At 43.3% G+C, this 12174-nt stretch carries 14 protein-coding genes; 7 read left to right on the forward strand and 7 right to left on the reverse strand.

Annotated features, from left to right (window positions below; translation table 11 throughout):
• Nucleotides 1-41 precede the first annotated feature (41 nt).
• The gene (locus tag J4526_08275; protein ID WFO75057.1) at nucleotides 42-644 is read left to right on the forward strand and encodes a metallophosphoesterase family protein; all 603 of its coding nucleotides are present in this window, start codon (nucleotides 42-44) and stop codon (nucleotides 642-644) included.
• Complete coding sequence (locus J4526_08280) at nucleotides 619-1365, forward strand: hypothetical protein (GenBank protein WFO75058.1); 747 nt, start codon at nucleotides 619-621, stop codon at nucleotides 1363-1365. The genes J4526_08275 and J4526_08280 overlap by 26 nt, the downstream gene beginning before the upstream one ends.
• 20 nt (nucleotides 1366-1385) lie before the next feature.
• Here J4526_08280 and J4526_08285 read toward each other — a convergent pair whose 3' ends face one another.
• Entirely contained in the window at nucleotides 1386-2501 is a 1116-nt protein-coding gene (locus J4526_08285; GenBank protein ID WFO75059.1) for a family 43 glycosylhydrolase, read from the reverse strand.
• A 204-nt stretch (nucleotides 2502-2705) separates the two neighbouring features.
• Here J4526_08285 and J4526_08290 point away from each other — a divergent pair, with 204 nt between their 5' ends.
• Entirely contained in the window at nucleotides 2706-4091 is a 1386-nt protein-coding gene (locus J4526_08290) for an acetate--CoA ligase (protein ID WFO75060.1), read from the forward strand.
• A 7-nt stretch (nucleotides 4092-4098) separates the two neighbouring features.
• Here J4526_08290 and J4526_08295 read toward each other — a convergent pair whose 3' ends face one another.
• The gene (locus J4526_08295) at nucleotides 4099-4815 is read right to left on the reverse strand and encodes a beta-glucosidase (protein WFO76384.1); all 717 of its coding nucleotides are present in this window, start codon (nucleotides 4813-4815) and stop codon (nucleotides 4099-4101) included.
• 86 nt (nucleotides 4816-4901) lie between these two features.
• A complete protein-coding gene (gene rimI, locus J4526_08300; protein WFO75061.1) occupies nucleotides 4902-5435 on the reverse strand; it encodes a ribosomal protein S18-alanine N-acetyltransferase in 534 nt (177 codons plus the stop codon).
• Between the two features lie 111 nt (nucleotides 5436-5546).
• On the opposite strand from rimI, the gene coaBC reads away from it, so the two are divergent.
• Genes coaBC through J4526_08320 form a run of 4 tightly spaced genes read left to right on the forward strand, consistent with a single transcriptional unit; the run spans nucleotide 5547 to nucleotide 8640 of the window.
• On the forward strand, nucleotides 5547-6761 hold the full coding sequence (gene coaBC, locus J4526_08305) for a bifunctional phosphopantothenoylcysteine decarboxylase/phosphopantothenate--cysteine ligase CoaBC (protein ID WFO76385.1): 1215 nt from the start codon (nucleotides 5547-5549) through the stop codon (nucleotides 6759-6761).
• Nucleotides 6751-7608, forward strand: coding sequence for a hypothetical protein (locus J4526_08310; protein WFO75062.1), 858 nt, complete (start codon nucleotides 6751-6753; stop codon nucleotides 7606-7608). Before coaBC ends, J4526_08310 begins: the two co-directional genes overlap by 11 nt.
• Nucleotides 7592-8374 (forward strand): phosphopantothenate/pantothenate synthetase, encoded by a 783-nt coding sequence (locus J4526_08315; protein ID WFO75063.1) that lies wholly within the window; start codon nucleotides 7592-7594, stop codon nucleotides 8372-8374. The genes J4526_08310 and J4526_08315 overlap by 17 nt, the downstream gene beginning before the upstream one ends.
• Nucleotides 8374-8640 (forward strand): hypothetical protein, encoded by a 267-nt coding sequence (locus J4526_08320; GenBank protein ID WFO75064.1) that lies wholly within the window; start codon nucleotides 8374-8376, stop codon nucleotides 8638-8640. Before J4526_08315 ends, J4526_08320 begins: the two co-directional genes overlap by 1 nt.
• 39 nt (nucleotides 8641-8679) lie before the next feature.
• On the opposite strand, the gene J4526_08325 is transcribed toward J4526_08320, so the two are convergent.
• From J4526_08325 to J4526_08340, 4 genes are all read right to left on the reverse strand, one after another.
• On the reverse strand, nucleotides 8680-9009 hold the full coding sequence (locus J4526_08325) for a carboxymuconolactone decarboxylase family protein (protein WFO76386.1): 330 nt from the start codon (nucleotides 9007-9009) through the stop codon (nucleotides 8680-8682).
• A gap of 214 nt (nucleotides 9010-9223) precedes the next feature.
• Nucleotides 9224-10063, reverse strand: a complete 840-nt coding sequence (gene panB / locus J4526_08330) for a 3-methyl-2-oxobutanoate hydroxymethyltransferase (GenBank protein ID WFO75065.1) — start codon at nucleotides 10061-10063, stop codon at nucleotides 9224-9226.
• A 238-nt stretch (nucleotides 10064-10301) separates the two neighbouring features.
• On the reverse strand, nucleotides 10302-11234 hold the full coding sequence (locus tag J4526_08335) for a 2-dehydropantoate 2-reductase (protein ID WFO75066.1): 933 nt from the start codon (nucleotides 11232-11234) through the stop codon (nucleotides 10302-10304).
• The gene (locus tag J4526_08340; protein WFO75067.1) at nucleotides 11231-12154 is read right to left on the reverse strand and encodes a hypothetical protein; all 924 of its coding nucleotides are present in this window, start codon (nucleotides 12152-12154) and stop codon (nucleotides 11231-11233) included. The genes J4526_08335 and J4526_08340 overlap by 4 nt, the downstream gene beginning before the upstream one ends.
• Nucleotides 12155-12174 lie beyond the last annotated feature (20 nt).

Consider the following 12174-nt stretch of genomic DNA (forward strand, 5'->3'; position numbering starts at 1 on the left):
TGCATGATAATAATTGTGTAATGCCATAGGGTGGCATGGATATGAGGGTTTTCGCTGTAGCTGATATACATTGCTCGTACACGTACACGATCAAAGCAGTCTACAAAGCAGTCGAAACCAGCAGCGACATGATTCTCTTGGCGGGGGATATCGAGTGTAGTGATATTATCGACGAGTTTGTTGATACAGGGATTAGAGTCTATGGCGTAACAGGTAATCTTGATGACAACTACATATACAGATACATGAGGAGCAAAGGAATACTCCTAGATGGAGTCGTCGAAGAGTATCGTGGATGCCTTATCGCCGGCATAGGCGGGCTGAGCCTATCTCTCAACCTCAACAAGATCAAGGAAAAACTGGGTCCTAGTCCCAGTAAGCCCCTTATAGTATTAAGCCATTACCCTGCTCATGGCTATAACGACAAGACTTTCACTGGAGAACACGCTGGCTTAATCGAGCTTAAGAATTTTATAGATGAGTACAAACCTATACTATTCGTCCACGGACACATACATGAAGCACGTGGTGTATCACGCCACGACAAGACCGTTATAGTGAACCCGGGGCCGCTCATGCATGGCTACTATAGTGTCATAGACATTAGTGATAGCGGGGTTGAAGCGCGTCTTGAAAGGCTCTAAAATAGATATCAATGGCCTCGCGGAGCTCATCGATAAATCTGGTTATACAGTGATTGTACTCGGCGATAAATTCGCTGAAGACCTAGGCTATACCGTGCCATCACCCTACCATACTGGGTTGTGGAGAAAACTTGGTAAATACTTAACACTCAAGGGTTTCACCGCAGACCCCGAGGGTGCATGGGGTTTCTACAAGGGATTATATGAGAAAGCTATAGAACTCGACAACAATAACACGTATAAGAGCATCATTGAAATGATTAAGAGAGGTCTTGTCCAAGCAGTAATCACTACTAGTATAGACGGTGTTCTATCTAGATTCAAGTCCTTAAACATAATCGAGTTATCGGGGAACATACGGCGCGCAAAATGTATGAAAGGAAACCACTTCTTTGACACAGAGAAAGTCATCAAGGAAAAAATGTATAGATGCCCTGACGACGGAGACCCTATTAGACCTGATATAGTCTTCTACGATGAAGAAGTTAGTGAGAGGGAATGGATTAGAGCTGTGGTCGAGATTTCGGCTGCAGAACTAGTTATTGTAGCCGGACTAGACCCTGTACTAGCTCCATATAATATGCTCCCGCTGGTAGCTAGTATATTCAAGAGAAAACTCGTGGTTGTCGACACAAGTACTTGGGGGGTTACCGAGATAGCTGATGCCGTTCTACCGAGATCCCCTTCAAGTATTTGGCGCGAACTACTCAAAATATTGTAGATGTCTTGTTTTGGTGAAAACTATCGTAGATACCGTCTGGCAGTTAATCCCACGACAACCCCTAGTACGAATCCTACAAGGAATACAGCCACAATATTAGCAAATACAGTTCCACCACCAGTATACACTTCTGCGCTAGTAGTAGACTCGTTGAATAGAGTTTCTAGAGAAGCCACAGCTAAGCCAACATACGTGTCTGCCGCACCATAGTAGAGATACAGTCTATCATTAACCATAACAAGGGATGTGGCGAAAACCACGTTTGGTACTTGCCCGTAGATTTCCCATTCAAACTCCGGCTCAAGTATAGGTTTCTCGGACCTAGCAATAACTTTCGTAGGATCATCCTTAGAGAAAAGAACCCAACCTACAGAGTACCTGTTGTTTTCATCAGCTGCATTGTATATGAGTAAAATACCTTCATCAGTGAGTATAGGAGGAGGACCTGGCTCCACGAGCTTGCTGTCAAAATACCCTGGCCTGGGCCTTAAGACAACCCAGTCTCTACTAGTCACCCAATGAACCATGTCATCGGAGTATGCTATCCATATATTTGAGTCACCAAAATACATCACGTACTTCCCGTTGATTTTTACCGGGAGTATTGCCCCCGACTTACTCCATCCCCAATCAGGGAACACAACACCTAGTTTCTCCCAGTGAATAAGATCCCTTGACCTTGCTAGAGCGAGTCTAGCTGTTACACCATCGTATGCAGTATAGGTCATATAGTAGGTGTTATTCACCTTAACAATCCTTGGATCCTCGCATCCGCCACCCATCTCTTCTCTAAGCGTGGGATACAATACTGTTAGATTCAGCCTAACAAAATTGACTCCATCACGGCTAACAGCAAGCATTATAACCGATGTACCATGCCACGCTTTTTGTGCTCTATAGAACAGGTAGAAAGTACCATTAACATAGACTACAGCGGGATTATAAACAGCTTTAGCGTCAAAGCCTTTACCACTAGGCTTGAGTACAGGCCTACTTAGTTTAACAAGTCTATTAAGAAAATCTGTATCTAAATGAGTAGTTCTAGACTCTGGTAACAATACTTCACTAATAAAGAAAGAAGACGACATCACATAAACTATAATCATGAAAACAATGAGTATTATCCCGGGCTTCATGAACGACACCTTTTGCTCTCCCGGAAACTATTGTGGAACATATAGTTAGAAAAATTATACACTGTAGAGTACTCCATAGGTAACTAGTTGGTTTATTTCAACTATTACTGATTGATTTACTATTTCTACTATGACTACATTTTTAACCGGGATTCCACCGTTAGATAGGGGTGAGAATTGATCACGCCGCGAGAGGTGTTAGTGTTGCCGTCAGCAGAACTCGATGCTCTTTTTAAGCCTAGAAGCGTCGCCATTATTGGTGCTTCAAGAAAACCCGGCAAAATAGGGTATACTATTCTTAGAAACATTATTGAGTACGGCTACAAGGGACGTATATACCCGATTAACCCCCAGGCAAAAGAAATTCTTGGACTAAAAGCCTATCCAAGCATACTTGATGTACCAGGAGACGTCGACATGGCTGTTATAGCTATACCAGCGAACAAAGTGTTGGAAGCAGCTGAGGAATGTGGAAAGAAGGGAGTCAAAGTACTTGTCGTGATAACAGCTGGTTTCGGCGAAGTAGGTAATGTTGATGCCGAGAAAAAGCTTGTCGAGATAGCTAGGAACTATGGAATGAGGATTCTCGGACCCAACATATTCGGCGTAGCCTACACCCCCTCGAAACTAAACGCCACCTTCGGCCCCAAAGAAATCAGGGAAGGCAACATAGCGTTTATATCGCAGAGCGGAGCACTAGGCATAGCCTTAATGGGATGGACTGTTATGGAGGAGATTGGTCTCAGCGCACTAGTAAGCATAGGGAACATGGCTGACCTAGATGTGACAGAGATATCGGAGTACCTTGCAGACGATGAGCACACACGCGTCATAACAATATATCTCGAAGGACTAAGACCTGGCACTGGAAAGAGATTCATAGAAACAATGAAGAAGGTTACAAAGAAGAAACCAGTAATCGTGATCAAGGCTGGAAGAAGTAAGCGTGGAGCAGTCGCGGCATCAAGCCATACGGGAAGCCTAGCAGGCATGGACCAGGTCTACACTGCTGCTTTCAAACAAACAGGAATACTACGTGCCTATACAGTCGAAGAAATGTTTGATTGGGCCCGTGCATTCGCGAACCAGCCTATACCACGTGGCGACAGGACAATCATTATAACCAACGGCGGCGGAGTAGGTGTCATGGCAACTGATGCAGCAGAAGACTACGACGTACCATTGGTTGTTCCAAGCGAGGAACTCAAGTCAAAACTACGTGAAGCAATGCCTTGGTTCGGTAGCCCCAAGAACCCTGTTGACCTGACGGGACAGGCTGTCGTGGATAACTACGTGAAAGCACTTGAGGCAGCATATAATAGTGATGAAGTAGACAACATCATCGTCCTATATTGTCGTACAGCAATACTAGACCCACTAGACCTCGCGAAAGCTATCGTCGAGGTAGCTGAGAAACATAGAGACAAGGGCAAACCTATTCTGGCAGCTCTTGTTGGCGGAGAAGACGTGTTCAATGCCATAAAGCATCTTAACAAGAACAGAATACCAGCTTATCCATGTCCAGAGAGAGCTGTATCAAGTCTTGCGGCTATGATAAAGTATCGTAGATTTAAAGAAAAACTTTCTTAAACATAACCTACTTAACTTCTGTAATCATAATCTTTACTTCATCACCACCCCATAATTCCATTTCACTCGGCGACTCATGAATAAGCTCGCCATTTTCATCATAAATCCTTAGCCTAGCTTTCAATGGGATTTCATTCCACGAGATCCCTATATCACAAATCTTGCCCACAGAGTAGCATTTCCGTGTAAACTCCTTGGTTACAACTTCGATCGCATAATCATCCGGGAGACCTATGAACCTTATCTTGTCTCCACTACAGAACCTAAAGTACTCACTTGGAATAACACCGGGTTCGCCTACAGGCGGGATCCATCCAAGTACTGCTTCGGCGAAAGCGTACCTGTTGTAGAAATAGTATTTGAGCCTATGGTATCCTGAGTTAAGCATTATGGGCTCGCTGACATAAGTTGTCGGAGGCTGGTCTTTCCATGCATCAATAACTAGCGTATCATCTATCCAAAGCCTACTACCATCATCTGTTGTAACATAAAATCTGTATTCACCAGTCCTCGGAATGTATATGAAGCCTTTCCACATAACAGCAAAGAACTCGCTCGGCACACCAGGGGCGGGGTTATCCCACCATACGAAATTTATCCACGGGTGCACATCCTCTTTGATCGGCTTTAGTTTTTCTAGTTCTTCAGGAGGGTTATCGCCGTGCCAAGTATAGAATCTGACTAAGAGACCCTGTTTAGCCCCATTTTTCACCTTGTATACTATAACACCTGGTTTTTTAGACAAGGATACACTCACCTACCACAAGTATTCTAGGTATTGCTTGGATAAATAGGTAGTAGGTGGTATTACTATGGGAGAGGACGAGCCATTATGTATGCGTCTTCACCATCGAGATAATATGCTGAAGCTATTTTGACTACTTTGTATCCCAGTTTCTCGTAGAGTTTTATGGCTGGTAGATTACTGACTCTCACTTCGAGGTATGTTTCTCTGCACTCGTATTCTTTGTGTCCTGAAAACATAGCATATGCCATGAGGGCGTAGCCTAGCCCCTTCCTTCTATGGTCTGCGAGAACAGCGATACTGACTACATGGAGGCTTTTGAGGATTGTTTTCGCGAAGAAACCTGGTTTCCATTCAACACGGCACATTATATAGCCTACTATATCTCCGTTAGGGGACTCGGCTACATAGAATGTCTTCTCATAGTGTTTGAGAAGGTCTTCAAAGAAATACATGGGGTAGTTCTCGGGGAGACAAACTCTATTTATATGCATTACCTTGGGTAAATCGTCGTGTTTAGCTCTTCTAATCACGTAGCCGCCAGCCTTCTCCTTGAGTATGTTCTCTGCCTCTCTGAATATCTCTTCAACACACGGCATCCTGTCTTCACTCAAATGACATCAGTCCTCTATACACCTATTTTACTACGTCTCAAAGAATATATTTTTGTGGAGGAATAAAACCTCTAACGTGTCAACAAGGTGTTGCACATATTGGAGACACCATCAACAAGACTCTATACATCATTAAAAGGTAGAACAGTGGTTCTCGGGGTAACCGGTAGTTCCGCTATATATAGGTCTGTTGATCTAGCACGCGAGCTTATTAGGAGAGGGGCTAGTGTCCACGTCATCATGACAAAAGATGCAACAACTTTCGTCTCACCCAAGTTATTTGAGTGGGCTACAGGGAACAAAGTCATAACAAGTTTTGACGGTGAACCTATACACATAATTTTTGCCGAGAAAGCAGACTCCATGGTGATAGCTCCAGCTACACTCAATACAATGTCTAAGATAGCGTATGGTATCGGCGATAATCCTCTTGTACTAACAGCTATAGCGATGATCGGCTCTGGAAAGAACGTGGCTGTCGTCCCTGCTATGAATATTAGACTCTACAATTCACCCGAGACAAGGAAAGCCATAGAACTACTTAAGGAGATGGGAGTAATCATTATACCTCCATATCTATCGGAGGGCAAGGCGAAGTATCCACCACTAAGAGACCTGGCTGCAATAGTTGATGGCATAACATGTAGGAAGAGAGACCTGGAGGGTAGGAAAGTCCTCGTCACAGCTGGTCCCACTCGTGAACACATAGACCCCGTTAGGATCATAACTAACCCGTCAAGCGGGCTAATGGGCGTACTGATAGCGCTGGAATTCTATGCACGTGGCGCCGATGTAACACTCGTCCACGGCCCGCTGAAAATCGATCCACCCTACTGTACTAAGAACATTAGTGTCGAGTCAACAAACGATATGGCTGAAACCATTGAGAGACTAACAACAAAAACAGTATATGATATAGCTGTTTTCGCTGCCGCACCAGCCGACTATACAGTGCTTGAGCCTGCGCGAGAAAAAATACCAAGTAGACAAGGCGAGTTAACGTTGAGGCTAGTGCCTACAAGAAAAGTTATCGGTAGTGTTAAGAACAGACCCAAAATAATGATTGGCTTTGCCGCCGAGACCGCTGGGAGCAGAGAAGAACTAGTTGATAAGGCGCGTAAGAAGCTTTTCGAGTACCAGCTTGACCTTATTGTAGCTAATATTGTTGGTGTTAAAGGACGTGGTTTTGAAGCAGAGTATATTGATGCCTGCCTTGTTGAGCCGAGGAGAACAGAGTGTCTAGGATTTGTTGATAAAGCGTATCTTGCACGCAAAATAGTTGACTGGACGGTTGATCGTATTGGCGGTTGAAGTAAGGATACCACTACATATAACGGGTTTTTGGAGACCTGTTTACCGTGAAAACCCTTTGTACACAGGTAGCTTGGGTGCTGGTGTTAATATCACACCGAAGATAGTTGTAAGAGCTCGTATGAGCAATGCCAAGGAATTCTATCTCAATGACAATAGAGTTGATGACATCCATGCTGTAAACTATGTTTTCACCAGGATACCGTGTAGCATTAGGGTAGAAGCGTGGACAAAAGCCCCACTGGGCGCTGGCTATGGATTAAGTGGCGGGCTGGCTCTCGGTGTTTCTATTGCAGCAGCCATTGTATGTCGCGAGGAGATTACCTTGGAAAACGCTGCTGCTCGCGCACATATAGCCGAGGTTATGGCTAAAACAGGTCTCGGCGATGTCATAGCAGAATATTATGGCGGACTCGAGATCAGGACTAAGCCCGGCGCACCAGGTATCGGATCTATTGTCAAGATTCCTGTCGACCCTAGTGTACGAGTAGTATCCATTGTACTAGGCAAATGGCTTACAAGCGATATGCTTGCAAGATACACTCCAGAGTTGTCACGTATTGCCGAGACCTTACTAGAGAAACTAATAGAGCGTCCATCACTAGAGGTATTTATTGAAGTAAGCCAGTTGTTTACCCGGAGGTTTTTTAATTACAAGTTAATAGATCAATTAGTCGCGCCGCTCAGAAAGATGATCATTGGATACTACGTCAAGAAAGGTGTTGGGGTAATTTTTGTGGACAAGGATAGAGTGGATGATGTGGTTAGTTATTTTAGAGAAAACAAATTCGAGGTAATCCATGGTAACATAGATTATTCTGGTGTAGAAGTTGTGGATACCCCCTAACCACCCTAGGAGAGAAAGTCTTCTTATAAGAGAAAAAATTGTCGAAGGCTACAAGAGGGGTATCGTTGCACTCGAAGGACTAATAGCCCACGGGCGTGGCGAGGCATTTGATTATATTCTTGGCGAGAAGACTCATGAACCAGCATTAGAGGCTATAAGAGCGGCTGCAGCAGCGTTGCTCCTGGCAAAACACCCTGTAATCTCTGTTAATGGTAATACGGCTGCTCTTGTCCCAGAACATGTCGTCAAGCTAGCAGAAGTTACTGGAGCGAAAATAGAAGTCAACCTATTCTATAGGACACGTGAAAGAGAAGAGGCCATAGCTGAATGGCTTAGAAAACATGGAGCAAAAGAAGTACTCGGTGTAGGAGAGGATGCTTCAGCATCAATACCAGAGCTTTTTAGTGAAAGAAGACGTGTAAGTCCTCGAGGGATACTAATAGCAGACGTTGTACTTGTCCCTCTAGAGGATGGCGATCGAACAGAAGCATTGAGGAAAATGGGCAAGACCGTCATAGCAATAGACATAAACCCGTTCTCGAGAACAGCAAGAACAGCATCCATAACTATAGTCGATAATATTGTCCGTGCAATGCCCTTACTAGTTAATGAGGCTAGCAAACTAAAAGGGAAACCACAAAAGGAGCTTGAAGAGATCGTTAAAAACTATGATAATGATAGGGTACTCCGTGAGATGGTTAAAGTGATCTTGAATAGACTCAGAGAAGTAGCAGAGAAGAAAATGATCCTAGAGGTTGGCAAGTAATGTATGGAGAGAAAAACAGATACAACTCCATAATACAACATCATATGGAAACTATTGCCAAGAAGTTCTGGAGCAAATGGCTTGAATCAAGTGAAGACAAGCAAGTAGAGATGATAAGACCTATTGCACGAGAAATACTTGAGCTCGCCGAAATAAAAGCTGGCAAAGAAACAAAAATTGACACACTAACGTTAATCCTAAACACCTACTTCCATGATTTAAGAGAAACTCTCGAACATAAGCTAAACCATGAGAAACACTTGTAGCAACTACAAAAAGTAATTAAAAAACATTAATAGTAATGCTTATTTACTAAACTCCTCCAAAGCCTTCTCCAATAACTGCATATAAGCTAGCTGGGGACCTCCACCCATTAGTACCGCTACCCAGCCTGCCTCCCTGATTTCTTCGGGTGTTGCCCCTGCTTTCAATGCTTCATTAACATGGAATGCAATACACCATTGGCACTGAGCTGCAACAGCCACGGCCACAGCTATAAGCTCCTTGGTCTTAGTGTCAAGAGCGCCTTTCTTTTCAACAACTTCCATAAACTCCATAAACTTCCTCACTTGCTCCGGTGATTTCTTATACCAGAACTTTATGTACTCATGGAATTCCTCCAGAAGTTCCTTCATCAATATAAAACACCTCTACTAACAACATCGTTGCTATTATAATTAAAGAATAGCTAATATTGTTCACTCTTATGAACAACGTCTTATTACCATATATGGTGTTTCTGATACGATAATATAATATAAACCATAGTACGTTTAAGCAAACAATGATGTTATTTGTATAAAGGAGAACAGAAGATATATTATTCGAATTGTTATTACTATGGGGTCATTAAATACCGTATTTTCTGTATAATTCTTTTCTATCATCCTCCTTCATGGTAAAGTAGTGTTCTTTACCGGGAAACACTCCTTCGCGAACTTCTCTTGCATAATTAGAGACTGCATCAACAATAATTCTAGCTAGATCAGCATATTTCTTCGCGAAAGGCGGAGGGTTCTCGTTTATACCAAGTAGATCGTGGAGGACAAGTACTTGACCATCACACGCAGGGCCACTGCCAATGCATATTGTTGGTATCCTTAGTTTCTTCGTGATAATCTCTGCAACCTCCTTGGCTGTAAACTCTATTACCACCGCGAAAGCACCTGCCTCCTGCACAGCCAACGCATCCTCGATAATCTTCTCGGCTTCCTCAAGCTTCTTTCCACGCTTCCTATACCCTCCTATGACCAGGTATCTCTGGGGAGTCAGGCCAACATGACCCATTACCGGTATGCCTGCCTTCACCATAGCTTCAATCCTGTCGACAATCTCCACTCCACCCTCTACCTTAACAGCTTCAGCACCAGCTTTCAACAACAAACCAGCGTTACGTACTGCTTCTTCACGGCTAACTTCATAGCTGAGAAACGGCATATCACCCACAATAAGCGCACGAGGTTTGGCAGCAGCCACAGCCCGTACATGATGCAGCATATCATCCATAGAGACAGGTATAGTAGAATCCAGACCATGCATAACCATACCGAGACTATCACCGACAAGAATAATATCAACACCAGCCTTATCCACAAGACGAGCCATAGAGTAATCGTAGGCTGTAACCATCACAATCTTACGCTTACCCTTACATTCAACAATATCTTTAACACTAATTTTTCCCTCCAACTAAACACACCTAGAAACTCATACAAGAAGAAACAATTATAAATATAGAACCTAACACTTTTGTCCGGCTCTCCAGCTTTCAAAACAGAGACTCCTAGTTCAAATTTCTATGGGTCTCCCATTATATCCAAGCCTTTAAGTAATTCCTCTGAAGTTGTCTACCACTATAACTGCAGGTAAAAGGACTAAAAGACTGCTTGAGAAAGCAAAGAAGTGAGTCTTGAATTCCACTGATCTGCTATGTTGTTTTTGTCTGGGTGTTTTCTATTGTATGGATTATTTTCGTTATTATCTTGTTTACTGAGTGTTCTACCCCTATTTCCTCTAGTACTTTTGTTATCCACCCGTTTATGTAGTCTATTTCTGTTCTTCTCCCAGCCAGTACGTCCTGTAGCATACTTGAGTAGTTTTCCTTCGTTGTCTTGGCTATTCTTATAACATAGTTTAGTAGCCTATCGACATCCAAGTCTATATTGCTCCAGTACTTTGCGGCCCGGGCAAGTTCTTCTAGTATTTCCTTTGCTAGCTCTCTAGCATACGGGTTCTCGTACACGATTCTATTAGGCTTCCTAGTTATCGCTGTGATCGGGTTTATCACCGAGTTTATTGCTAGTTTTAGCCATCTGTACCAGTCGATATTGCTTGTTATTCTAGCTGGGCATCCCCCGCGTTTAAGCATTTCCATGAGCTCCATAAGCAGGGGATTAGCGTAGTGTTTTTGACCAAGTATTATTTCTCCAACACCAGCCTCCTTCACTAAACTTCGGGAGACCCTTATTGCACCATAAAATACTATACCTATGGCAACCCTATGGCAACCCAGTTTCTCAACGAGATACTCATAGCTTCCGAAACCATTCTGAATACTGACTACAAGTGTGTTTTCATGAGATATTGTTTTTATTAGATCAATTGTCTTAGGGACATCATATGCTTTTACAGCATTAACTACTATATCGCACTTATACCCCGGAGTCATGTAGTGACGTGGATTAACTGGCACCAGATACTCTTTGCCTTTATAAACAACAGTTATTCCACCATTGTATTGTACTTCTCTAACACTCTCCAGGGACCCATAATATACATCTATAGAAGACGCTCCTGCTCTATAGAGGTGGAACGCTATAATACTACCTATGGCTCCTCCGCCGACAATACATATTTTCATTCCCTGTGTCCTCCAAGTAGTTTATTAAGTATTGAGACCAAGTCATCGAGAGACTTAGCGAACACGTATATTATTGGCTCCAGACCTCTTCCACCTTCATCGGCGATTACATCTATTCTACCCAGTTTACTGGACTTTATAGATCGTTCCAGCTCATCCATTAGTTTCTCTGGGTCTTCATGTGGTCCTGTGTACAGTATTTGAAGCCCCATTTTCTTAAGAGTACTAAGGATTTCCTTGTCGTAGCGTATTGATGCACAAGCATTCTTCTCTTTATCAATTTTCTTGACCAGCCATAGTACTCGTGCTACATGCCTACTGCCGCCACGAGCAGGCTTGCCCACAACAATTGCCCCATCGCCCGACCTTAGTATACGCCCGGTTATACCAATGTACTCCCTGTGATCTTGGGCGTCAGGAGGGCTGTAGACTATGTTCATCCCAACTTCGGGAATGAGTTTGTAGAACAACGGGTTACTAGTGATCTTGTCGAGAGCCTCCATGAACTCTAGTATGAATGGATCGTTTGGAGTGTAGTAGAATATCCTGTAGCATACTCTACATTCACTCGGCAAACTCGGGTTCAATTTGTGGTGTAGTCTGCAAAACCTTCCTGAGGCAAGAAGTCTGTTAACCATTGTCATCAAGTATAAGTTGTACATACTCACATCCATCATCAACAATGGTTTCACAAGCATTGATACCATGGATTCTATTTCTTCTCTATTGAAACCTATTTTCTCGAGATTCGAGACAAAGTATTCTCTACCACGACTAACATACTTGTTAACCATAGCTTGCGATACTCCGAGAAGTTTCGATACTTTAAGCTGGCTAAACCCTCTTCCAAGAAGCTCTAATGCAACTAATGCCTTGATCTCTGGTAGGAAGTAACGTGCAATAAGCTCGTATGGAGTCAACACCAGCAACCTTCCTTCAT

This window comes from Desulfurococcaceae archaeon MEX13E-LK6-19 (assembly GCA_029637525.1).
Lineage (GTDB): Archaea > Thermoproteota > Thermoprotei_A > Sulfolobales > Desulfurococcaceae > MEX13ELK6-19.

Bases quoted from the DNA above. Each gene is read 5' to 3' on its own strand.
- J4526_08275 (WFO75057.1), top strand. From the start codon at position 42: ATGAGGGTTTTCGCTGTAGCTGATATACATTGCTCGTACACGTACACG.
- J4526_08285 (WFO75059.1), bottom strand. From the start codon at position 2,501: ATGAAGCCCGGGATAATACTCATTGTTTTCATGATTATAGTTTATGTG.
- rimI (WFO75061.1), bottom strand. From the start codon at position 5,435: ATGCCGTGTGTTGAAGAGATATTCAGAGAGGCAGAGAACATACTCAAG.
- J4526_08320 (WFO75064.1), top strand. From the start codon at position 8,374: ATGTATGGAGAGAAAAACAGATACAACTCCATAATACAACATCATATG.
- J4526_08325 (WFO76386.1), bottom strand. From the start codon at position 9,009: ATGAAGGAACTTCTGGAGGAATTCCATGAGTACATAAAGTTCTGGTAT.
- J4526_08335 (WFO75066.1), bottom strand. From the start codon at position 11,234: ATGAAAATATGTATTGTCGGCGGAGGAGCCATAGGTAGTATTATAGCG.